Raw genomic sequence first — 22,860 nt, forward strand, 5'->3', positions numbered from 1 at the left:
ACAGTCATGGAACTGCACGACGTCTGGTTCGTCCTGATCGCCGTCCTGTGGACCGGCTACTTCTTCCTGGAGGGCTTCGACTTCGGGGTCGGTGTGCTCACGAAGCTGCTGGCCCGGAACCGGCCCGAGAAGCGGGTGCTGATCAACACCATCGGACCCGTCTGGGACGGCAACGAGGTGTGGCTGCTCTCGGCGGGCGGCGCGACCTTCGCCGCCTTCCCCGAGTGGTACGCCACGCTCTTCTCCGGCTTCTACCTGCCCCTGCTGGTCATCCTGGTCTGCCTCATCGTCCGGGGCGTGGCCTTCGAGTACCGGGCCAAGCGGCCCGAGGAGAACTGGCAGCGCAACTGGGAGACAGCGATCTTCTGGACCTCGCTGATCCCCGCGTTCCTGTGGGGTGTGGCCTTCGGCAACATCGTGCGGGGCGTGAAGATCGACCAGGACTTCAACTACGCCGGCGGCGTCCTGGACCTGCTCAACCCGTACGCCCTCCTGGGCGGCCTGGTCACGCTGGCGCTCTTCACCTTCCACGGGACGGTGTTCGTCGGGCTCAAGACCGTCGGGGAGATCCGGGAGCGGGCGCGGAAGCTGGCGCTGCGCGTCGGACTGGTCACCGCCCTGCTGGCCCTCGCCTTCCTGGGGTGGACGCAGTCCGACCGGGGTGACGGGGTGTCGCTCGTCGCGGCGGTCGCGGCCGTGGCGTCGCTCGTCATGGCGCTCGGCGCGGCACGGGTGGGTCGTGAAGGCTGGGCGTTCGCCTTCTCGGGGCTCACCATCGTGGCCACGGTGGCGGTGCTCTTCCTGACGCTGTTCCCGAACGTCATGCCGTCGTCGCTGAATCCCGACTGGAGCCTGACCGTCACCAACGCCTCGTCCAGCCCGTACACGCTGAAGATCATGACGTGGTGTGCGGCGATCGCCACACCGGTCGTGATGGTCTACCAGGGCTGGACGTACTGGGTGTTCCGCAAGCGGATCGGTACGCAGCACATCGCCGATCCGGTGCACTGAGGTGTGTTTCACGTGAAACCAATCGATCCGCGTCTGCTCCGGTACGCCCGTGCCACCCGAGGCTTCCTGGTGGCGGTCGTCGCCCTGGGAGCGATCGGGGCGGGGCTGGTCATCGCGCAGGCGATGCTCATCGCCGAGATCGTGGTCGGCGCGTTCCAGCACCGTATGAGGGTGTCCGAACTCGTCACTCCCCTGCTGCTGTTGGCCGTCGTCGCGGTCGGGCGGGCGCTGGTCGGCTGGCTCACCGAACTGGCCGCGCACCGGGCGAGTGCGGCGGTGAAGTCGGAGTTGCGGGGGCGGTTGCTGGAGCGGTCCGCTCGGCTGGGCCCGGGGTGGCTGAGCGGGCAGCGGACCGGTTCGCTGGTCGCCCTGGCCACCCGGGGCGTCGACGCCCTCGACGACTACTTCTCGCGGTACCTGCCACAGCTGGGTCTCGCGGTGGTGGTGCCGGTGGCGGTGCTGGCGCGGATCGTCACCGAGGACTGGGTCTCCGCGGCCATCATCGTGGGCACCCTGCCCCTGATCCCGGTCTTCATGGTGCTGATCGGCTGGGCCACCCAGGCCCGGATGGACCGTCAGTGGCGGCTGCTGTCGCGGCTGTCCGGGCACTTCCTGGACGTCGTCGCGGGGCTGCCGACGCTGAAGGTGTTCGGCCGTGCCAAGGCTCAGGCCGAGTCGATCCGGCGGATCACCGGCGAGTACCGGCGGGCGACCATGCGGACGCTGCGGATCGCCTTCATCTCCTCGTTCGCGCTGGAGCTGCTCGCGACGATCTCGGTGGCGCTGGTCGCCGTGACGATCGGCATGCGGCTGGTGCACGGCGAGATGGACCTGTACATCGGCCTGGTCATCCTGATCCTGGCGCCTGAGGCGTATCTGCCGCTGCGGCAGGTCGGGGCGCAGTACCACGCGGCGGCGGAGGGGCTCGCCGCGGCCGAGGAGATCTTCGCCGTCCTGGAGACGCCCGTTCCGGCGCGCGGTACCGAGGTCGTGCCGGAGGGGGCGCTGGCCTTCGAGGGCGTGACCGTCCGGTACCCGGGGCGGTCGGCGGACGCCGTCTCGGAGGTGTCCTTCACCGTCGAGCCCGGGGAAACGGTCGCGCTGGTCGGCCCGAGCGGGGCGGGCAAGTCGACGCTGCTGCACGTACTGCTCGGATTCGTGCCCGCGGCCGAGGGGCGGGTGCGGGTCGGGGGAGTCGACCTCGCCCAGGCCGATCTGGAGCAGTGGCGCTCCCGCGTCGCGTGGGTGCCGCAGCGGCCGCAGCTGTTCGCCGGGACGATCGCCGAGAACGTACGGCTGGCCCGGCCCGACGCCGACGACGAGGCCGTCCGGCGGGCGCTGCGGGACGCCGGGGCGCTGGAGTTCGTGGAGGCGCTGCCCGAGGGCGTCGGTACCCGGCTCGGCGAAGACGGGACCGGGCTGTCCGCCGGGCAGCGGCAGCGGCTCGCGCTGGCCCGGGCGTTCCTCGCGGACCGGCCCGTGCTGCTGCTCGACGAGCCCACGGCCGCGCTGGACGGGGCCACGGAGGCCGAGGTCGTGGCGGCCGTGCGGCGGCTGGCGGCCGGGCGGACAGTGCTGCTGGTGGTGCACCGGCCGGCGTTGCTGGGGGTGGCGGACCGGGTGGTGCGGTTGGCGGAGCGCGAGGGCGCTGCGGTGCCTGCGGAGTACGTGGTGCCCGCGGTGACCGTGGCGCCTGCCGCGATCCACGGTGCGCGTTCCGCCGACGCTGAGCTGCCCGAGTCCGCTGTGCCCTCCGCGTCTGCCCTGCCCTCCGCCCCTGCTGTGCCCTCTGAGCCTGCTGTGCCATCTCCGTCGGCCGGGTCCGGCGGCGGGCCCGCTTCCGGCGGTTTCCTCGCGCGCGTCCGTGCCATGTCCGGTGCCCGGCGCGGGCGGTTGGGACTCGCGCTGCTGCTGGGGAGCCTTGCGCTCGGGAGCGCCGTGGGGCTCATGGCCACCTCCGGGTGGCTGATCTCGCGGGCCTCGCAGCAGCCGCCCGTGCTGTACCTGATGGTGGCCGTGACGGCGACGCGGGCGTTCGGGATCGGACGGGCCGTGTTCCGGTACGCCGAGCGGCTGGTCTCGCACGACGCCGTACTGCGGATGCTGGCGGACACCCGGGTCGCGGTGTTCCGCAGGCTGGAGCGGCTGGCGCCCGCCGGACTGCGCGAGGCCCGCCGGGGCGATCTGCTCTCCCGGCTGGTCGCGGACGTGGACGCGCTGCAGGACTACTGGCTGCGGTGGCTGCTGCCGGCCGGGGCGGCCGTCGTCGTGTCGGCCGCGTCCGTCGGCTTCACGGCGTGGCTGCTGCCCGAGGCCGGGGCCGTGCTCGCGGCCGGGCTGCTGGCCGCAGGTGTGGGTGTGCCGCTGGTCACCGGTGCCGTCGCCCGGCGGGCCGAGCACCGGCTGGCCCCCGCGCGCGGGGTACTGGCGACGCGGGTGGCCGACCTGCTCACCGGCACGGCGGAGCTGACCGTCGCCGGTGCCCTGCCGGCGCGGACAGCCCAGGCGCGTGAGGCCGACGGGGTGCTCACCCGGATCGCCTCGCGCGCTGCCACCGCCACGGCCCTCGGCGACGGGCTCACCGCGCTGATCTCCGGGCTCACGGTCACGGCTGCCGCCCTGCTCGGCGCGCAGGCGGTCGTCGGCGGGCGGCTGGACGGCGTGACCATGGCCGTCGTCGTCCTCACCCCGCTTGCCGCCTTCGAGGCCGTGCTCGGGCTGCCGCTGGCCGTGCAGTACCGGCAGCGGGTGCGCCGCAGCGCGGAGCGGGTGTACGAGGTACTGGACGCCCCGGAGCCCGTGGGGGAGCCGGAGCGGCCCCGGCAGGCGCCCGCCTCGCCGTTCCCGCTCCAGGTCAGGGGGCTGACCGCGCGGCACGCGGGGCAGGAGCGGCACGCGCTCGCCGGCCTCGATCTGACCCTGGAGGAGGGCCGCCGGGTCGCGGTGGTCGGACCCTCCGGCTCCGGCAAGACGACGCTGGCGCAGGTGCTGCTGCGGTTCCTCGACGCCGAGGCGGGCTCCTACACGCTCGCGGGCGTGGACGCGTACGCCCTGCTCGGCGACGACGTCCGCGGGCTCGTCGGGCTGTGTGCGCAGGACGCGCACCTCTTCGACAGCTCGCTGCGCGAGAACCTGCTGCTCGCCCGGAAGGACGCCACCGAGGACGAACTGCGCGCCGCGCTGGGCCGGGCCAGGCTGCTGGAGTGGGCCGACAGCCTGCCCGACGGGCTCGACACGCTGGTCGGCGAGCACGGGGCGCGGCTGTCCGGGGGGCAGCGGCAGCGGCTGGCGCTGGCCCGCGCCCTGCTCGCCGACTTCCCCGTCCTGGTGCTGGACGAGCCCGCCGAGCACCTGGACCTGCCGACCGCCGACGCGCTCACCGCGGACCTGCTGGCCGCCACAAAGGGGCGTACGACGCTGCTCATCACGCACCGGCTGGCGGGCCTGGAAGCGGTGGACGAGGTGCTCGTGCTGGATCACGGACGGGTCGTGCAGCGCGGCCCGTACGCGGAGCTGGTGTCCGCGGACGGGCCGCTGCGGGACATGGCGGAGCGCGAGGCGGCGGCGGAGTCCCTCGTGGTAGCGCCCTGACGCGTACGGGACAGCCGGGGCCCGCCGCCAAGGCCACCGGCTGGTCCCGGCTGGTCCCGGTCGGGACCCGGCGCCGCGCTGATCCGTTCGGGGCAGCCGGTCCCCCAGCCGTACGACATGAACAGGACCGGGACCGCCGGACTGAGCGACGATCACTGACATGCGCTCACATCGCCGCTTGCGGCTGCTGGTTCCGGTCCTGCTGTGCGCGCTGGCGGTCCTCGGGGCCCGGCCCACGGCGGTGGAGAAGGAACCCGGGAGCGGCAGCGGCACGAGCGGCCTCAGCGCCGAGGTGGTGCGGCTGTACGAAGAGGCCGCGGTGGCGACCCAGCAGTACGAGGCCGGCCGCAAGGAGGCCGACGAGCAACGGGCCAGAGCCCAGCGGGCGGAGGAGCTCCTGGACGCCCAGCGGCGCCACATCGCCGATCTGCACGAGGACCTGGGGCGGATCGCCCGCGCCCAGTACCGCACCAGCGGTGGCCTGCCGGTGGCCGCGCAGATGATCCTGGCCGACAGTCCTGACGACCTGATGCGCGGTCAGCACGCCTTCTCGCAGGCGGATCTCGCCCTGAACAACGCGATCTCCAAGAACCGCCGGGCCGAGGCGCGCCTGGCGGCGGACGAGGCCAAGGCAGCGGCACAGTGGGAGGCGCTGGAGACGCGGAACACCCGACTCGCCGCTCTGAAGTCGGACATCGAGCAGAAGCTCGAAGCGGCACGTTCCCAGCTCCAGGGGCAGGCGGACGCCGCGGTCGCCGCCGGGGCCTGCCGCGGGGCCGTCCGGCTCGACCAGCCGGAGACGGGGTTCACCAGCGACTGGGTCGCGCCCGTCGAGACGTACGAGCTGTCCGCGTCCTACGGCAGCGGCGGTGCGCGGTGGGCGAGCCGGCACACCGGGCAGGACTTCGCGGTGCCGATCGGCACGCCAGTGCGGGCCGTGGGCGCCGGCCAGGTCGTGAGGGTGTCCTGCGGCGGCGCCTTCGGCATCGAGATCGTGCTCAGGCACGCGGGCGGCTACTACACGCAGTACGCCCATCTCGCGTCGGTCGCGGTCGACCAGGGCGAGCACGTCAGCCCCGGCCAGTGGATCGGCCAGTCGGGCAGCACGGGCAACTCCACGGGACCCCACCTGCACTTCGAGACCCGGGTCACTCCGGAGATGGGCTCGGCGGTGAACCCGGTGTCGTGGCTGGCGGCGCGAGGGGTGTCGCTCTGACCAGGGCGGACCGGCGGACCCTCGGCTAAGGCCGCTCGGGCAGCTCGGCCAGCAGCTCCTCGATCACGACCGCCACCCCGTCGTCGTTGTTCGCGACCGTACGCCCGGACGCGGCGGCGATCACGTCCGGGTGGGCGTTGCCCATCGCGTACGACCGGCCCGCCCAGGTGAGCATCTCGACGTCGTTGGGCATGTCGCCGAAGGCGACGACCTCCTCGTGCGAGATGCCGCGCTCGGCGCAGCACAGGGCGAGCGTGCTGGCCTTGGACACCGCGGGGCCGCTGATCTCCAGCAGGGCGCTGGGGCTGGAGCGGGTCACGTTGGCGCGGTCGCCGATGGCGAGCCGGGCCAGGGTGAGGAAGGCGTCGGGGTCGATCTCGGGGTGGTAGGCGAGGATCTTCAGCACCGGTTCCGCCGCCGCCGGGTGGTCCGCAGACAGCAGCTCCTCGGCCGGGGCGAGGCTGTCCGGTATCTCCATGTGCAGCTTCGGGTACGCCGGCTCCTGGTAGAAGCCGTACGTCTGCTCCACCGCGTACACCGTGCCGGGCGCTGCCTCGCGCAGCAGCCGTACGGCGTCCAGCGCGTTCTCCCGCGCCAGCTCCCGCACCTTCACGAACCGGTGGGCGCCGGGGCCGCCGTGCAGGTCGACCACGGCGGCGCCGTTGCCGCAGATCGCCAGGCCATGGCCGTGCACGTGGTCGCTGACGACGTCCATCCAGCGGGCCGGGCGGCCGGTGACGAAGAAGACCTCGATCCCCGCCTCCTCGGCGGCGGCCAGGGCGGCGACCGTGCGCGGGGACACCGACTTGTCGTCGCGCAGCAGGGTGCCGTCGAGGTCGGTGGCGATCAGCCGCGGCGGGAGGGTCCGGGCGGCGGTCTCGGGCTGTCGGGTCGCTGAGGTCACCCGGCCATTGTCCCGCATATGCCTGCACGGGCGTGCGGGACTCCGCACAAGTGAGTGGATACCGCCCTCACCAGGAGCCCCTCACCAGGAGCCCCCTCACCAGGAGCCCCCTTACCAAGAGCTGCTCACCGAGAGCTGCTCACCAGTAGCTCCCCACCGGACGGAAGCGTCAGCGCAGCTGCGCCGGCGCCTCCATGGCGATCCGCTCGAAGACCTTCTCGTCCGCCGCGAAGTCCGAGTCGGGGATCGGCCAGTGGATCACCAGCTCGGTGAAGCCCAGTTCCGCGTGCCGGCCGGCGAAGTCGACGAAGGCGTCCAGGGACTGCAGCGGGCCGCCGCGCTCCGGGGTGAATCCGGTGAGCAGGACCTTGTCGAGGTCGGTCATGTCCCGGCCGATCTCGGCGCAGATGTCGGCCAGCTTCTCCGCCTGTCCGCGAATGGCCTGAATCGACTGGTCAGGAGTGCCGTTCTCGTACAGCTTGGGGTCGCCGGTAGTCACCCACGCCTGTCCGTAGCGGGCGGCGAGCCGCATCCCGCGCGGCCCGGTCGCGGCCACCGCGAACGGCAGCCGGGGACGCTGCACACAGCCGGGGATGTTCCGCGCCTCGTGGGCCGAGTAGAAGTCGCCCTCGAAGGACACCGCGCTCTCGCTGAGCAGCCGGTCGAGCAGCGGGACGAACTCACCGAAGCGGTCGGCGCGCTCCCTCGGCGTCCACGGCTCCTGGCCGAGCGCGGTGGCGTCGAAGCCGGAGCCGCCCGCGCCGATACCGAGCGTGACGCGCCCGCCGGAGATGTCGTCCAGGGAGATCAGCTCCTTGGCGAGGGTCACCGGGTGCCGGAAGTTCGGCGAGGTCACCAGGGTGCCCAGCCGTAGCCGGTCGGTGACGGTCGCGGCGGCGGTGAGGGTCGGCACGGCGCCGAACCACGGGCCGTCCCGGAAGCTGCGCCAGGACAGGTGGTCGTAGGTGTACGCGGTGTGGAAGCCGAGCTGCTCGGCGCGCGTCCAGGTCGCACGGCCGCCTTCGTGCCAGCGGCGGTGGGGGAGGATCACGGTGCTCAGACGCAGACTCATGACGTCGAGCCTAAGGGACCCCTGTGGGACGCCCCTGTTTCACGTGAAACAGTCACCCTCGGTCACGGACGGTAGGTCAGCGAGGCTCGGGAAACCGCAGATACCCCGGCGGTACGGCCTGGGTCAGCCAGACCCCGTTCGCACTGACATGGAAGACGTGGCCGTCGCGGTGCATGGCCGCCGCGTCCACCTCCAGCACGACCGGCCTGCCGCGCCGGGCTCCCACGCGGGTCGCCGTCTCGCGGTCGGGTGAGAGGTGCACGGCATGCCGGTTCATCGGCCGGAGCCCCTCGGCCCGGATCGCGTCCAGAGCGCGGGCGACGGTGCCGTGGTAGAGGTCCGCGGGCGGGGTCGCGGGCGGCAGCCCGAGGTCGACCTCCACGCTGTGGCCCTGGCTGGCGCGGATCCGGGTGCCCTCGACGGCGAAGCGCCGCTTGTCGTTGGCGGCTACGACGTGGTCCAGTTCGTCGCGGGTGAAGCGGAAGCCGTGCGTGGCGGCTGCGGCGATCAGTGCGTCGATCTCGACCCAGCCGCCCTCGTCGAGCACCAGCCCGATCCGTTCCGGCTGGTGGCGGAGGTGCTTGGAAAGGTACTTCGACACCCTCACGGTGCGTCTCTCGTCCATGCGACCAGGGTGCGGGAGAGACGTGAATCACGCGATCGAGTTTCGATCCGCAGGTTTGATCCACAGCCAAGTGGTGTTATCCACAGGGGAATTGGCGATTCTGTGGACAACTGGCCTTCGTTTCCGCTGCCTTGAGCCGTCAGACCGGCGGTTTCACTCGCGCGATCCGCCGCAGGAGCCCCGGCGCGAACCGCGACAGTACCCGGGCGCCCCGGGCCTCCGGCGTCACCGGAACCACCGCCTCGTTGCGTGCCACGGCCCGCAGGATCGCCCTGGCCACCTTCTCCGGCGGGTAGTTGCGCAGCCCGTAGATACGGGCGACGCGCCGCTGGAGCCGCTTCTCCTCCTCGGCGTCGACCCCGGCGAAGTGCGCCGTGGAGGTGATGGCGGTGTTGACGAAGCCGGGGCAGACCGCCGTCACGCCGATCCCCTGTCCGGCGAGTTCCGCCCGCAGGCACTCGCTGAGCATCAGCACGGCCGCCTTGGAGGTGCTGTACGCGGGCAGCGCCCGGGACGGCTGATACGCCGCCGCTGAGGCCACGTTGACGATGTGGCCGCCCTGCCCCCGCTCGGCCATCCGCCGGCCGAAGAGCCGGCAGCCGTGGATCACGCCCCACAGGTTGATGTCGAGGACCTTCTTCCAGTCCTCCGGGGTGGTGTCGAAGAAGGAGCCGGACAGTCCGATCCCGGCGTTGTTCACGAGGACGTCGACCACGCCGTACTCGGCGCCGACCTTCGCGGCGAGGCGCTCCATGGCCTGCTCGTCGGAGACGTCGGCCGTCTCCGCCCAGGCCGCGGGCGCGCCCGCGAGACGGGAGGACTCGGCGGTGCGGGCCGCCGCCTCCGCGTTCCGGTCGACGGCGACCACGCGCGCGCCGGCCTCGGCGAAGGCGAGCGCCGTCGCCCGCCCGATGCCGCTGCCCGCCCCGGTGACCAGCACGAGCTGCCCGCCGAACCGCTCGGCGTGCCTGCCGCTCGCCGCCGGCCGGGGCCGGTCGTCCTCGACGGACGTCACGAACTCCGTGATCCAGGCGGCCAGCTGGTCGGGACGCGTACGGGGAATCCAGTGCCCCGCCTGGACCGTCCTCCTGGTCAGTTCCGGAACCCACTGCTCCAGGTCGTCGTGGAGCCGCTCCGACAGGAACCGGTCGCCCAGAGGCGTGACGAGCTGCACGGGGGCGTGGGCGTACGCGTCCGGGCGGGGGTCGCGCAGCCGGGGCCGTACGTTGTCGCGGTACAGCCAGGCACCGTGGGCGGCGTCCGAGGGCAGGGACGAGGTGGGGTAGTCGCCCCGGGGTACCTTCTCGACGCGCTCCAGGACCCTCGGCCACCGCTTGCCGAGCGGGCCGCGCCAGGCCAGCTCGGGCAGCACGGGCGTGTGCAGCAGATAGACGTACCAGGACTTGGCGCCCTGCCCGAGGAGCTGGGCGACCCGGCGCGGGGTGGGGCGCTTCAGGCGCCGGTCGCGCCAGTGGCCGAAGTGGTCGAGGGACGGCCCGGACACCGACGTGAAGGAGGCGACGCGGCCCTCGGCGCGTTCGACGGTGGTGAACTCCCAGCCCTGCACCGAGCCCCAGTCGTGCCCCACCAGGTGCACGGGCCGGTCCGGGCTCACCGCGTCCGCGACGGCCAGGAAGTCGTCCGTCAGCTTCTCCAGCGTGAACCCGCCCCGCAGCGGCCGCGGCGCCGTCGACCGGCCGTGGCCGCGGACGTCGTACGCCACCACGTGGAACCGGCCGGCGAGCCGCGCGGCGACCTCCGACCAGACCTCCTTGCTGTCGGGGTAGCCGTGCACCAGCACGACCGTCGGCCGGCCGGGATCGCCCAGCTCGGCCACGCACAGCTCGACTTCGCCGGTCCGCACCCTGCGCTCCCGCGCGCCCGTGAGCAACGTCATCCGGCGAATCTGGCAGTTGTTAGAGGGTTCGTCAATAGGAGCTCCCCGCTCGTGGTAACCCTCGAGAACCAGGCCCCCTAAGGGCCCGTACTACCTCAGGTTGACCCGAAGACAGACCTGCGGAGTGACGACCGCCACGTGCCTGGCCCCTACCTTCGAGGGGTGACTGTGATCGCGACCGAAAGCCTGAGCAAGCGGTTCCCCCGGGTGACCGCGCTTGACCGGCTCTCCGTGGACGTCGGGCCCGGTGTGACCGGACTCGTCGGAGCCAACGGGGCCGGCAAGTCCACACTGATCAAGATCCTGCTGGGTCTGTCCCCGGCCACCGAGGGCCGCGCCGAAGTGCTCGGCCTCGACGTCGCCACCAAGGGCGCCGACATCCGCGAGCGGGTCGGCTACATGCCCGAGCACGACTGCCTGCCGCCGGACGTCTCGGCCACCGAGTTCGTCGTCCACATGGCGCGCATGTCCGGCCTGCCGCCCACGGCCGCGCGCGAGCGCACCGCCGACACGCTGCGCCACGTCGGCCTGTACGAGGAGCGCTACCGCCCCATCGGCGGCTACTCGACCGGCATGAAGCAGCGCGTGAAGCTCGCGCAGGCCCTCGTCCACGACCCGCAGCTGGTCTTCCTCGACGAGCCGACCAACGGCCTCGACCCGGTCGGCCGCGACGAGATGCTCGGCCTGATCCGCCGCATCCACACCGACTTCGGCATCTCGGTCCTGGTCACCTCGCACCTCCTGGGCGAACTGGAGCGCACCTGCGACCACGTCGTCGTCATCGACGGCGGCAAGCTCCTGCGCTCCAGCTCCACCACGGACTTCACCCAGACCACCACGACCCTCGCGATCGAGGTCACCGACACCGACGAACACCCGGACGGCACCCGCGCGGTCCGCGAGGCGCTGCACGCGCGCGGGGTGAGCGTCGAGGACGGCAGCGGCCTGCCCGGCGCGGGCCACGTCCTGCTCCTGACCGCGCAGGGCGAGGAGACGTACGACCTGGTCAGGGACGTGATCGCCGACCTCGGGCTGGGCCTGGTGCGCATGGAGCAGCGCCGGCACCACATCTCCGAGGTCTTCACGACCAGTGACCAGCACGAGCAGCGGAAGGAGGCGGTCGGCCATGGCGGTTGAGCAGCCCCTGGCGACACAGTCGGGTGACCAGACCCGCATCCACAACATCGGCTACCGCAGCTACGACGGCCCCCGCCTGGGCCGCGCCTACGCCCGCCGCTCCCTGTACTCGCAGTCCCTGCGCGGCTCCTACGGCCTCGGCCGCTCGGTCAAGTCCAAGGTGCTGCCGATGCTGCTGTTCGTGGTGATGTGCGTGCCCGCGGCCATCATGGTCGCCGTCGCGGTCGCCACCAAGGCCAAGGAACTGCCCCTGGACTACACGCGCTACGCGATCGTCATGCAGGCGGTCATCAGCCTGTACGTCGCCTCGCAGGCTCCCCAGTCGGTCTCGCGCGACCTGCGCTTCAAGACCGTGCCCCTGTACTTCTCGCGGCCGATCGAGACCGCCGACTACGTCCGCGCCAAGTTCGCGGCGCTGGCCTCGGCGCTGTTCATCCTCACGGCCGCTCCCCTGCTCGTGCTCTACGTCGGCGCCCTGCTGGCCAAGCTCGACTTCGCCGACCAGACCAAGGGATTCGCACAGGGACTCGTCTCCGTGGCACTGCTCTCACTGCTCTTCGCCGGCATCGGCCTGGTCATCGCGTCCTTCACCCCGCGCCGCGGCTTCGGCATCGCGGCCGTCATCGCCGTGCTGACCATCACCTACGGCGCCGTCTCCACCCTCCAGGCCATCGCCGACGCTCAGGGCAGCGCCGACGCCGTGCCGTGGATCGGGCTGTTCTCGCCCATCACGATCGTCGACGGTGTGCAGTCGGCGTTCCTGGGCGCGACCTCCGCCTTCCCGGGCGGGGTGGGCCCGAGCACCGCCGAAGGCATCGTCTTCGTCCTCGTCGCCCTCGGCCTGATCGCGGCGAGCTACGGCCTCCTGATGCGCCGCTACAAGAAGGTGGGACTGTGACCACGCTCTCCATCGACCACGTCTCCCGCTGGTTCGGCAACGTGGTCGCCGTCAACGACATCACCATGACCATCGGCCCCGGCGTCACGGGCCTGCTCGGCCCCAACGGCGCCGGGAAGTCCACCCTCATCAACATGATGGGCGGCTTCCTGGCCCCCTCCACCGGCACGGTCACCCTCGACGGGCAGCCCGTCTGGCGCAACGAGAAGATCTACCAGCACATCGGCGTCGTCCCCGAGCGCGAGGCGATGTACGACTTCCTCACCGGCAAGGAGTTCGTCCTCGCCAACGCCGAGCTGCACGGCCTGGGCGCCAAGGCGGCCCAGAAGGCCCTGGCCACGGTCGAGATGGAGTACGCGCAGGACCGCAAGATCCAGACGTACTCCAAGGGCATGCGCCAGCGCGTGAAGATGGCGAGCGCCCTCGTCCACGACCCGTCGCTGCTGCTGCTCGACGAGCCCTTCAACGGCATGGACCCGCGCCAGCGCATGCAGCTGATGGACCTGCTGCGCCGCATGGGCGACGAGGGCCGCACGGTGCTGTTCTCGTCCCACATCCTCGAAGAGGTCGAGCAACTCGCCTGGCACATCGAGGTCGTCGTCGCCGGCCGGCACGCGGCCAGCGGCGACTTCCGCAAGATCCGCCGCCTGATGACCGACCGGCCGCACCGCTACCTGGTGCGCTCCAGCGACGACCGTGCCCTCGCGGCCGCGCTGATCGCCGACCCGTCGACGTCCGGCATCGAGGTCGACCACGCCGAGGGCGCGCTGCGCATCCAGGCCGTCGACTTCGGCCGCTTCACCGCGCTGCTGCCCAGGGTCGCCAGGGACCACGGCATCCGGCTGCTCACGGTCTCGCCGTCCGACGAGTCCCTCGAGTCCGTCTTCTCGTACCTGGTCGCGGCGTAGGAGGCCCTGATGTACGACCCCACAGTCGCCCGGCTCACCTACCGGGCCCTGCTCGGCCGGCGCCGGGCCCTCATTCTCGGCGCGCTGCCGCTGCTGCTCATCGTGATCGCCGTGGCCGTACGCGCCCTCGCCGGAGCGGACGACCAGACGGCGTCCGACCTGCTCGGCGGCCTCGCCCTGGCCACGATGGTGCCGATCATCGGCGTCATCGCCGGCACCGGCGCCATCGGCCCGGAGATCGACGACGGCTCGGTGGTGTACCTGCTGTCCAAGCCGATCAAGCGGCCGACCATCATCTTCACCAAGCTGATCGTCGCCATCGCGGTGACCATGGTGTTCTCCGCGGTGCCGACACTCATCGCCGGCTTCATCCTCAACGGCAACGGCCAGCAGATCGCCGTGGCCTACACGGTGGCTGCCCTCGTCGCGTCCATCGCGTATGCGGCCCTGTTCCTGCTGCTCGGCACGGTCTCCCGGCACGCCGTGGTGTTCGGCCTCGTCTACGCGCTGGTCTGGGAGGCCCTGTTCGGCTCCCTGGTGCCGGGCGCGCGCACGCTGAGCGTCCAGCAGTGGTCGCTGGCCGTGGCCCAGAAGGTGTCCGGCGGGGACCTGGTGACCTCGGACGTGGGCCTGACCACGGCCACGGTCCTGCTGGTCGCGGTCACGGTCCTGGCCACCTGGTACGCCGGTCAGAAGCTGCGCTCGCTCACGCTGGCCGGCGAGGAGTGACGTGCCCCGGCCTTGACAGAGGCTTCACCTCTGTCAGGGCACACTGGGCAAACGGGATGTAGGGAACCGCACGGGAGTTGGACGGCCGGGGAGGACACGCATGGCGGGCGAAAGGGCTCAGTACGACGACCGCGGGCAGCCGGGATCCGGGCCCGGTGCCGACGCCTGGGACGACCTCGGCCTGGACGAGGACTTCATACGCTCCGCCGAGGCCACCGAGCCGTCCGCCCGGGCCCGGATGCTCGCCGAGCGCTGGCGCCGCGAGGAGCCGGAACCGCAGCCCTGGCGCTCGGACGAGCCGCCCGCGGGCTGGTTCTTCAGCAAGGCCCGCAGGCGCAGGTGGCGCAGGCGCAAGTAGGCCACCGGTCCGGCCCCGCCGCCGATTTATTCGGTGGCGTCCAATTCGCCCGGCAGGCAGAGTAGTTCTCGTCACCGCCGGGCTCACTCGAGCCGGCGCCACGCTCTGGGAGAGGAGCCGGACGATGTCCATGCACGGCAGTACGTCCAGCTCCCCGCAGGGCAGCCCGCGGCGGGTTCCGGAGTAGCCGTTACCTCTCCGTAGAACCCGCCCCGCACGGGGAGCTGCCCGGGGCGGCCGCTTCGAGCACGCGAGTCGCACCTCGCGTGAGGCCGCCCACCCGGAGGATTGGCCGAGTGGTAAGGCACTGGCTTGCGCTGTGCTTGATCAAAAGCGAGTCATGGTCGGGCTGAAAAGCCCGCGCACGTTCGATCCGTGCATCCTCCGCCACACCCGCGACACGCACGCTCAGCCCAGCAACCGCTCCAGCACGACCGCGATCCCGTCCTCCTCGTTGGAGGACGTCACCTCGTCGGCCACGGCCTTCAGTTCCTCGTGGGCGTCCGCCATGGCGACGCCGTAGGAGGCCCAGGCGAACATCGGTATGTCGTTGGGCATGTCGCCGAAGGCGATCGTGTCCGCCGCCTTCACCTTGAGCCGGCGGGCCGCCAGGGACAGGCCCGTCGCCTTGGACAGGCCCAGCGGCAGGAGCTCGACGATGCCCTCGCCCGCCATGACGACCGTGACGAAACCGCCGGCGGTGCGCGTGGCCACCTCGCACAGCTCGTCGTCGCTCAGCGTCGGGTGCTGGATGTACAGCTTGTTCAGGGGCGCGGCCCACAGGTCCGACGCGTCCGTGAAGGGAGTCGCGGGCAGGTTGCCGTGCGCCGCGTAGCCCGGGCCCACCAGCACCTCGCCGTCCAGGCCGTCGCGGCTCGCCGCCAGGTACAGCGGACCGACCTCCGCCTCGATCTTGGCCAGCGCCACCCCGGCGAGCTGCCGGTCCAGCGTGACCGACGTCAGCAGGCGGCGCGCGCCGACGTCGTACACCTGCGCGCCCTGGCCGCAGACGGCCAGCCCCTGGTAGCCGAGGTCGTCGAGGATGTGCCGGGTCCAGGGGACGGCGCGGCCTGTGACGACGATGTGCGCGGCGCCCGCCGCCGTGGCGGCGGCGAGCGCGTCACGGGTGCGCCGCGAGACCGACTCGTCGGAGCGCAGGAGCGTTCCGTCGAGGTCGGTGGCGACGAGTCGGTAGGGGAAACCGGCGCTCACTTGGCGACCGGCTCCAGCACCTCACGCCCGCCCAGGTACGGACGCAGCACCTCGGGCACGCGCACCGAGCCGTCGGGCTGCTGGTGGTTCTCCAGGATCGCCACGATCGTGCGCGGGACGGCGCACAGCGTGCCGTTGAGCGTGGCCAGCGGGCGGACCTGCTTGCCCTCACGGACGCGGATCGACAGGCGGCGGGACTGGAACTCGGTGCAGTCCGAGGTCGAGGTCAGCTCGCGGTACTTGCCCTGGGTCGGGATCCACGCCTCGCAGTCGAACTTGCGGGCGGCCGAGGAGCCGAGGTCGGCGGATGCCACGTCGATGACCCGGAACGGCAGCTCCAGCGAGGTCAGCCACTGCTTCTCCCACTCCAGCAGCCGCTGGTGCTCGGCCTGCGAGTCCTCCGGCGTGACGTAGGAGAACATCTCGACCTTGTCGAACTGGTGCACGCGGAAGATGCCCCGCGTGTCCTTGCCGTGCGAGCCGGCCTCGCGGCGGAAGCAGGGCGAGAAGCCCGCGTAGCGCAGCGGGAGGCGGTCGGCGTCGAGGATCTCGTCCATGTGGTACGCCGCGAGCGCGACCTCGGAGGTGCCGACGAGGTAGAGGTCGTCGGCCGGGAGGTGGTAGACGTCCTGGGCGGCCTGGCCGAGGAAGCCCGTGCCCGCCATGGACTGGGGGCGGACCAGGGCCGGGGTCAGCATCGGCGTGAAGCCGGCCGCCGTGGCCTGGGCCATCGCCGCGTTCACCAGGGCGAGCTCCAGCAGGGCGCCCACCCCCGTGAGGAAGTAGAAGCGCGAGCCGGAGACCTTGGCGCCGCGCTCCACGTCGATCGCGCCGAGCAGCTGGCCGAGCTCCAGGTGGTCCTTGGGCTCGAAGCCCTCGCCGGCGAAGTCGCGGATCGTGCCGTGCGTCTCCAGCGTGACGAAGTCCTCCTCGCCGCCCACGGGCACGTCCGGGTGGACGAGGTTGCCGAGCTTCTGGAGCAGCTCCTGGGTCTCGGCGGCGGCCGCGTCGCGTTCCGCGTCGGCGGCCTTGACGTCGGCGGCGAGCTGGCTCGCCTTCTTCAGCAGCTCGGCCTTCTCGTCCCCGGACGCCTTGGGGATCAGCTTGCCGAGCGCCTTCTGCTCGGCGCGCAGCTCGTCGAAGCGGACGCCGGACGACCTGCGCCGCTCGTCGGCAGACAGGAGGGAGTCGACGAGCGCGACGTCCTCTCCACGGGCGCGCTGCGACGCGCGCACACGGTCGGGGTCCTCACGGAGCAGGCGAAGGTCAATCACGCGCTCAAGGCTACCGGTGCGGGATGACCGCCCACGACTCACTATTCCGAGCGTGCCTTACGTACCGTTATGGGGGAATTGCACTCAGTGTCAATAAAGAGGGCGCCTTTCCCTGGAACGAGGCATCCGGGCGGCGTGGCATTGACCCGAATCCCTTGCAGGGAAGGGGACTTGGGCTTGGGTTGTCCACAGGGATCCACATCCGCCGAAGAGTTATCCACAGGCTGTGTGGAAGATCTGTGGACTTCGGAATTGATCACTCCGGAAGGCGTGGTCATCCCTGAGAATTCCCGCCGCAAACCACCTTTACCCTCACTTTCGAGTGGAAACGGGTCACCCTAAAGAGTTACGCAAGGGAAAACGGTGGACGAAGGGTGACCTGCCTGCTGATGGACGCATCAGGGGGCTGTAGGGCGATTTGTCGACTGACTCACGCTTCGTTGTCGACTTGTCCCCAGGTCGAGAAGCGGACCTGTGGATAACTTCTGTGGATAACGACTATCAGCAGGTACGACCGGCCTAGAACCGGCCGTCCTGGCACCGCGCGACCCAGTCCGAGGCCGCGAGGAACTCCTCGTCCGACGTCCCCGGCCGCGGCGCCCGCACCTCCCCCGGCTGCAAGTCGGCACGGGGATACGAGCCGAGGTAGCGCACCTGGAGGCAGATCCGCTTCAGGCCCATCAGGGCTTCCGCCACCCGGCGGTCGGAGATGTGGCCCTCGGCGTCGATGCAGAAGCAGTAGTTGCCGATGCCCGCGCCGGTGGGCCGGGACTGGAGCAGCATCAGGTTGATACCCCGGGTGGCGAACTCGCCCAGCAGGTCGCGCAGGCCGCCGGGGTGGTCATCGCGCTGCCACAGCACGACCGAGGTCTTGTCCGCGCCGGTCGGGGCGGCGGGCCGGGCGGGCCGGCCGACCAGCACGAACCGCGTCTGGGCGTTCTCCGCGTCGTGGATCCCGGTCTCCAGGGCCTCCAGCCCGTAGCGGGCGGCGGCGAACTCCCCGGCGAAGGCGGCGTCGTACTGGCCCTCCTGGACCAGCCGGGCGGCGTCCGCGTTCGAGGCGGCCGACTCCCAGTGCGCGTCCGGGAGGTGCTTCTTCAGCCAGTTGCGGACCTGCGGCTGGGCGGCCGGGTGCGCGGAGACGGTCTTGATGTCCGACAGCTTCGTGCCCGGACGGACGAGCAGCGCGAAGGTGATGGACAGCAGCACCTCGCGGTAGATCATCAGCGGCGCGCCGGCGACCAGCTCGTCGAGGGTGGTGGTGATGCCGCCCTCGACGGAGTTCTCGATCGGCACGAACGCGGCCTCGGCCTCGCCGGCGCGTACCGCGTCGAGCGCGGACTGGACGGACACGTACGGGATGAGTTCGCGGGTGGCGGCCTCGGGAAGCGTGCGCAGGGCGACTTCGGTGAAGGTGCCCTCGGGGCCGAGATACGCATAGCTCGCTGGCATGACCTCACCCTAATGGGACCGCGGAAGCGCTATCCCCCAAAGCCCGCCCAGAGACGGACTCTCATCCCTCCAGCAACTTCTGCCCCACGTACTCGCCCTCCGCGGCCCCGCCGGGCACCGCGAACAGCCCGCTCGACTCGTGGCGGATGAACGCGGACAGGGCGTCGCCCCGGTCGAGCTTGCGCTGCACCGGCACGAAGCCGCGCAGCGGATCGGCCTGCCAGCAGATGAAGAGCAGGCCCGCGTCGGGCACCCCGTCGGCGTCGATGCCGTCGTGGAAGGAGAACGGGCGGCGGAGCATCGCGGCGCCGCCGTTCTGGTCCGGCCGGGTGATGCGGGCGTGGGCGTTGATCGGGACGACGAGGTTGCCCTTGGCGTCCGTCTTCTCCAGGTCCATCGCGGTCGTCTCGGTGCCGCCGGACAGTGCCGCCCCGTCGGACTTGCGGCGCCCGATGACGTCCTCCTGCGCCTTGACGGAGAGCTTCTCCCAGTCGTCGAGGAGCATGCGGATCCGGCGGACGACGGCGTAGGAGCCGTTCGCCATCCAGGCCGGTTCGCCCTGCTCCGGCACGAAGATCCGCTGGTCGAAGTCGGGCTCGCTCGGCTTCGGGTTGCGGGTGCCGTCGATCTGGCCCATGAGGTTGCGGGCCGTCATGGGGTGGGCGGTGGCGCCCGGGGAGCGGTTGAAGCCGTTCATCTGCCACCGCACCTTGGCGGCCCGGCCCGCGTCCTTCTGGACGGCGCGCAGGGCGTGGAAGGCGACCAGGGCGTCGTTGGCGCCGATCTGCACCCACAGGTCGCCGTTGCTGCGGTTCTTGTCCAGGTGGTCGGAGGAGAACTCGGGCAGCGGGTCGAGGGCGACCGGGCGCTGCTTCTCCAGGCCGGTCCGGGAGAAGAAGCTGTGGCCGAAGCCGAAGGTGATCGTCAGCGACGAGGGCCCCGCGTCCCGGGCGACGTCGGTGTCGTCGTGGGCGCTCGGCTCGCCCGCCATCAGCCGCCGGGCCGTCTCCGACCAGCGGCGGAGCAGGGCGGCGGCTTCCTTGCGGCCGGCGCCCGGGGCCAGGTCGAAGGCGACGAGGTGGCCGCGGGCCTGGAGGCCCTCGGTGATGCCGGGCTGATGTTTCCCGTGAAACATCGCCCGGTCCGTGCCGAGCGAGGTGAGCGGAGCGGCGGCTTCGGAGGGAGCGGCGGCGTATCCCACGGCCGCGCCGGCGGTGCCGAGCACGAGCCCGGTGGCGCCGGCGGTGCCGAGCAGCCGCCGTCGTGAGATGCCCTGGGAGGAGGCCGTCTCGTTCTCCCCCGGGACGGTGTCGGGGGTACGGGCCTGCGGAATGGACTGGTCAGGCATGGTCGTTCAGCCGATCTGCGCGTTCTTGGAAACGGTCACCTCGTCGATGTCGGAGGTCCGCACGGTCACGTCGACCTCCCAGTCGCCGGCCATGGGGATCTGCACTCCGTTCGCCGACCAGTGTCCGGTGGTGATGTGGTCGGGGACGACGGGCAGGGGCCCGATGTCCTTGGCTTTGAGGGTGAACTCGACCTTCACCTCGGGGATGTCGAAGGCGCGTCCGTTGGGCCGCTCCACGTAGACGTGCAGCTCGTTGCCGCCCACGCGCGCGGGGTCGAGGTCGACCGTGACGATGCCCTTGCCGTCCTTGCCGCCGGTGTCGAACGGCATGTTCAGGGTGAGCGCCCCGGAGGCGCCCGCGTCGGTGGAGGCGGAGGACGAGGTGGCCGCCTTGGCCTCCTGCTCCGTACGTCCCGGCTCGGTCTGCGTCAGCACCGTGGTGACGGCGAGCAGGACGACGGCGATGCCGGCCTCGGCCAGCACGGAGCGGCGCAGGCCGGAGCGGCCGGGGTCGGCGTCCCGCAGCCGCTTCTGCCGGGCGGCGTCCCGAGCGGCCCGCTGCCGGGCGAGCTGGGCGGCGCGTTCGGCGTCGGCGGGCTCGGCGGGGGGCTTGTCGGCAGCGGGTTCCTCGGCGGCGGGCGCGGCAGGGGACTCCCCGGCAGCAGGCCCGTCATCGGCGCGCTCGGCGGCGGACTCGCCGGCAGCGTGCTCCTCGGCGGCGTCGGTCCCGGCGTCCGTGTCACCGGAGGCACCCACCCCGGCCCGCACCTTTTCCCGCTCCGCCGGCACCGCCTCCGTCAGCCGTCCCGTCCACCGGCGTGAGATCCACGCGACCCCGACGAGGACGACGACGAGGGCGATCTTGGCCAGGAGGAGCTGGCCGTAGCGGGTGTCGGTGAAGGCCGACCAGGAGCCGAGCTGGCGCCAGGACTGGTACGCCCCGGTCGCGATCAGCGCGAGCACGCTGCCGAAGGCGACACGGGAGAAGCGGCGTACGGCGGACGCTTCGACGGGCGCGTCGGCGGGTGCCCGGTACAGGGCGGTCAGCAGCGCGCCGAGCCCGCCGAGCCACGCGGCGACGGCCAGCAGGTGCACGACGTCGACCGGCATGGCGATGCCCGCCTGGAGCCCGACCGAGGCGTGCTCGGACATAGCCCAGCTCGCGGCGAGCCCGGCGGCCACGACGACGCCGCCGATGGCGAGGCCGAAGGTCAGGTCCCGCTTCTCGCGGGGGTCGTCACGCTTGTCGTACGACCCGAACAGCACGGCGATGAACAGCGCGGCGGCGGCGAGCAGCAGCAGCCGGGAGACCAGGGCCGCGCCGGTCTTGGTCTGCAGCACCTGCCCGAGCAGGGACAGGTCGAAGACGTCGGCGACCTTCCCGGAGCCGGTGAAGGAGCCGCGCAGGAGCAGCAGGGCGAGGGTCGCGGCGGTCAGCGCGAGCCACCCGGAGACGACGAACCGCTGCACCGGCCGCACCCCGGAACCGCGGGGCCAGCAGGCGAGCACGAAGGCGGCGCCGCCGACCATCACGATGAACCCGGCGTAGGACACGTACCGCCCGAAGCCGTACAGCCAGCCGACGACGCCGTCGTCGGTCCCCTGCCCGGAGACCGTCACGGACGTCTTGGAGGGCGCGCCGATGGAGAAGGTGTAGGCGCCGGAGACGGGATGGCTGTCCGCCGACACGACCTGGTAGGCCACCGTGTAGGTGCCGTCGGACAGGCCGGACCGCAGGCGCACGGCGTACGTCGTGCCGCTGACGTCGGACGGCTTGCCCAGGTCGACGCGCTTGCCCTCGGGGTCGAGCACGCGCAGCGAGTCGTCGGACATCGCGACCTGCTCGGAGAAGGTGAGCGTGATCCGGGCCGGGGCCTTGTCGACCACCGCCCCCTGCGCGGGGTCGCTGCCCGTCACCGCGGCGTGCGCGGAGGCCGGGCCGGCTCCGGCGAGGAGTGCGCAGGCCGCGGCCAGGAGCAGCAGCACCAGAGTCCGGACGCGGGGGGCGATGGTCTGCGTCACAGTGGTCCCTCCCTCAGTGTCCGGTCTTCGGGGTGTAGGTCGCCGGCTTCACCGGCATCTCGACCTTGACGGGGGCGGAGCGGGCGAAGCGCAGCTCGACCGAGACGGTCTGGCCCTCCTTCGGCTTGCGCTTCAGCTGCTCGAACATCAGGTGGTCGCCGCCGCTCTTCAGCACCAGCCGGCCGTGGGCGGGGATCTCCAGGCTCTTGACCTCCTGCATGGCTCCGCCGGTGGTCTCGTGCACGGTGACCTGCCCGGCGATGTCGCTGGTGACCGAGGTCAGCTCGTCGGCGGCACCGCCCTTGTTGGTGACGGTGAGGAAGCCGGCCGCCATCTCGGCGGAGACCGGCTGCGGCATGTAGGCGGCGCCGACGGAGAGTTCCGCCTTGCCGCCCGGGCCGCCGTCTTCGCCCGAGTCGGAGCCGCCGCAGCCCGTCAGGGCCAGCGCCCCGGCTATGACGAGTGCCGCGGGGCCGAGTCGCCGCCTCACGGGTTCTCCCCCTTGACGATCTGGGGGAGGTCCTTGGTGTAGTCCTGGACGGTGGCGTCCTCGCCGTAGAGCACATAGCCGCCGTCGGTCTTCGGCGAGAACGCGATGACCTGAGTGCCGTGCTCGGAGACGATCTTGCCGTTCTTGTCCTTGTGCGGCGGATCGATGGAGATGCCGAGGGTGCGGGCACCGGCCTGGATGGTCGCGAAGTCGCCGGTGAGGCCGACGAACTGCGCGTCGATGCCCTTGAGCCACTTGCCGAGCTCGGCCGGCGTGTCGCGCCGGGGGTCGGTGGTGACGAACACCACGCGCAGGTCGTCCTGCTCGGCCTTGGGCAGCTGCTTCTTGGCGACGGCGATGTTGTTCATCGTCAGCGGGCAGACGTCGGGGCAGTGGGTGTAGCCGAAGTAGATCAGCGTGGGCTTGCCCTCGGTCTCCTTGCGGAGGTCGTACTTCTTGCCCTGCGTGTCGGTGAGGACCAGGTCCGGCTTCTCGAAGGGCTTGTCGAGGACGGTGGCGGCCTTGTCGGAGCCGGCCTCCTCCGACACCACGGCGACGGGCTTGTTGCTGTCGTCGCCGCTGCCGCAGGCGGTCAGGGTCAGGGAGGCGGCGGCGAGCAGAGCGGCCGCGGCGAAGGTCTTGGTGCGCATAGAAAAATGTCCCAGATGTCGGTGACCCGGCGCGCACCGGGGCGCCCCGCCGGGGGCGGGGATCCG

General features: G+C 71.8%; 19 protein-coding genes and 1 tRNA gene. 9 read left to right on the forward strand and 11 right to left on the reverse strand.

Annotated features, from left to right (window positions below):
- The first annotated feature begins 6 nt into the window (after positions 1-6).
- The 3 genes from cydB (at position 7) to ABZ386_RS29985 (ending at position 5,818) form a co-directional block, all read left to right on the forward strand.
- Positions 7-1,011: a cytochrome d ubiquinol oxidase subunit II gene (cydB, locus tag ABZ386_RS29975; protein ID WP_355714292.1), complete on the forward strand. Its 1,005-nt coding sequence runs from the start codon at positions 7-9 to the stop codon at positions 1,009-1,011.
- 12 nt (positions 1,012-1,023) lie between these two features.
- Positions 1,024-4,602, forward strand: coding sequence for a thiol reductant ABC exporter subunit CydD (cydD, locus tag ABZ386_RS29980; RefSeq protein ID WP_358966680.1), 3,579 nt, complete (start codon positions 1,024-1,026; stop codon positions 4,600-4,602).
- A 160-nt stretch (positions 4,603-4,762) separates the two neighbouring features.
- Complete coding sequence (locus tag ABZ386_RS29985; RefSeq protein WP_351340608.1) at positions 4,763-5,818, forward strand: M23 family metallopeptidase; 1,056 nt, start codon at positions 4,763-4,765, stop codon at positions 5,816-5,818.
- A 25-nt stretch (positions 5,819-5,843) separates the two neighbouring features.
- Here the strand turns inward: ABZ386_RS29985 and ABZ386_RS29990 are convergent, their stop codons facing one another.
- The 4 genes from ABZ386_RS29990 to ABZ386_RS30005 all read right to left on the reverse strand — a co-directional run bounded on the left by ABZ386_RS29990 (position 5,844) and on the right by ABZ386_RS30005 (position 10,316).
- The gene (locus ABZ386_RS29990; protein ID WP_351340611.1) at positions 5,844-6,740 is read right to left on the reverse strand and encodes an HAD-IIB family hydrolase; all 897 of its coding nucleotides are present in this window, start codon (positions 6,738-6,740) and stop codon (positions 5,844-5,846) included.
- A 151-nt stretch (positions 6,741-6,891) separates the two neighbouring features.
- Entirely contained in the window at positions 6,892-7,794 is a 903-nt protein-coding gene (locus ABZ386_RS29995) for an LLM class flavin-dependent oxidoreductase (RefSeq protein ID WP_356503577.1), read from the reverse strand.
- Between the two features lie 76 nt (positions 7,795-7,870).
- Positions 7,871-8,419, reverse strand: a complete 549-nt coding sequence (locus tag ABZ386_RS30000; RefSeq protein ID WP_358966682.1) for an RNA 2'-phosphotransferase — start codon at positions 8,417-8,419, stop codon at positions 7,871-7,873.
- A gap of 139 nt (positions 8,420-8,558) precedes the next feature.
- A complete protein-coding gene (locus tag ABZ386_RS30005; protein WP_358966685.1) occupies positions 8,559-10,316 on the reverse strand; it encodes an SDR family oxidoreductase in 1,758 nt (585 codons plus the stop codon).
- A 168-nt stretch (positions 10,317-10,484) separates the two neighbouring features.
- Between ABZ386_RS30005 and ABZ386_RS30010 the strand changes: the two genes are divergently transcribed.
- The 6 genes from ABZ386_RS30010 to ABZ386_RS30035 all read left to right on the forward strand — a co-directional run bounded on the left by ABZ386_RS30010 (position 10,485) and on the right by ABZ386_RS30035 (position 14,736).
- Entirely contained in the window at positions 10,485-11,453 is a 969-nt protein-coding gene (locus ABZ386_RS30010) for an ABC transporter ATP-binding protein (protein WP_356503602.1), read from the forward strand.
- A complete protein-coding gene (locus ABZ386_RS30015) occupies positions 11,443-12,351 on the forward strand; it encodes an ABC transporter permease (protein ID WP_351340622.1) in 909 nt (302 codons plus the stop codon). The genes ABZ386_RS30010 and ABZ386_RS30015 overlap by 11 nt, the downstream gene beginning before the upstream one ends.
- Positions 12,348-13,259 carry an ABC transporter ATP-binding protein gene (locus ABZ386_RS30020; RefSeq protein WP_351340625.1) on the forward strand — a complete coding sequence of 304 codons (912 nt, stop codon included), beginning with the start codon at positions 12,348-12,350 and terminating at the stop codon, positions 13,257-13,259. Before ABZ386_RS30015 ends, ABZ386_RS30020 begins: the two co-directional genes overlap by 4 nt.
- A gap of 9 nt (positions 13,260-13,268) precedes the next feature.
- Positions 13,269-13,988 carry an ABC transporter permease gene (locus tag ABZ386_RS30025; protein WP_031115241.1) on the forward strand — a complete coding sequence of 240 codons (720 nt, stop codon included), beginning with the start codon at positions 13,269-13,271 and terminating at the stop codon, positions 13,986-13,988.
- A 100-nt stretch (positions 13,989-14,088) separates the two neighbouring features.
- Positions 14,089-14,346 carry a hypothetical protein gene (locus ABZ386_RS30030; RefSeq protein WP_351340630.1) on the forward strand — a complete coding sequence of 86 codons (258 nt, stop codon included), beginning with the start codon at positions 14,089-14,091 and terminating at the stop codon, positions 14,344-14,346.
- A gap of 282 nt (positions 14,347-14,628) precedes the next feature.
- Positions 14,629-14,736: transfer RNA gene (locus ABZ386_RS30035), tRNA-OTHER, on the forward strand.
- Between the two features lie 18 nt (positions 14,737-14,754).
- Here the strand turns inward: ABZ386_RS30035 and ABZ386_RS30040 are convergent.
- From ABZ386_RS30040 to ABZ386_RS30070, 7 genes are all read right to left on the reverse strand, one after another.
- Complete coding sequence (locus ABZ386_RS30040; protein WP_114254069.1) at positions 14,755-15,558, reverse strand: HAD family hydrolase; 804 nt, start codon at positions 15,556-15,558, stop codon at positions 14,755-14,757.
- Entirely contained in the window at positions 15,555-16,832 is a 1,278-nt protein-coding gene (gene serS / locus ABZ386_RS30045; protein WP_355714274.1) for a serine--tRNA ligase, read from the reverse strand. The genes ABZ386_RS30040 and serS overlap by 4 nt, the downstream gene beginning before the upstream one ends.
- 519 nt (positions 16,833-17,351) lie before the next feature.
- Entirely contained in the window at positions 17,352-18,284 is a 933-nt protein-coding gene (gene pheA, locus ABZ386_RS30050) for a prephenate dehydratase (RefSeq protein WP_351340638.1), read from the reverse strand.
- 61 nt (positions 18,285-18,345) lie between these two features.
- Complete coding sequence (gene efeB / locus ABZ386_RS30055; RefSeq protein ID WP_356503567.1) at positions 18,346-19,632, reverse strand: iron uptake transporter deferrochelatase/peroxidase subunit; 1,287 nt, start codon at positions 19,630-19,632, stop codon at positions 18,346-18,348.
- A 6-nt stretch (positions 19,633-19,638) separates the two neighbouring features.
- Entirely contained in the window at positions 19,639-21,654 is a 2,016-nt protein-coding gene (locus tag ABZ386_RS30060; RefSeq protein WP_358966690.1) for a copper resistance protein CopC, read from the reverse strand.
- Between the two features lie 13 nt (positions 21,655-21,667).
- Positions 21,668-22,144 (reverse strand): copper chaperone PCu(A)C, encoded by a 477-nt coding sequence (locus ABZ386_RS30065; protein ID WP_351340647.1) that lies wholly within the window; start codon positions 22,142-22,144, stop codon positions 21,668-21,670.
- Complete coding sequence (locus ABZ386_RS30070) at positions 22,141-22,794, reverse strand: SCO family protein (protein WP_358966693.1); 654 nt, start codon at positions 22,792-22,794, stop codon at positions 22,141-22,143. Before ABZ386_RS30070 ends, ABZ386_RS30065 begins: the two co-directional genes overlap by 4 nt.
- Positions 22,795-22,860: the final 66 nt, after the last annotated feature.

The organism is Streptomyces sp. NPDC006140, assembly GCF_040628815.1.
Classification (GTDB): domain Bacteria; phylum Actinomycetota; class Actinomycetes; order Streptomycetales; family Streptomycetaceae; genus Streptomyces.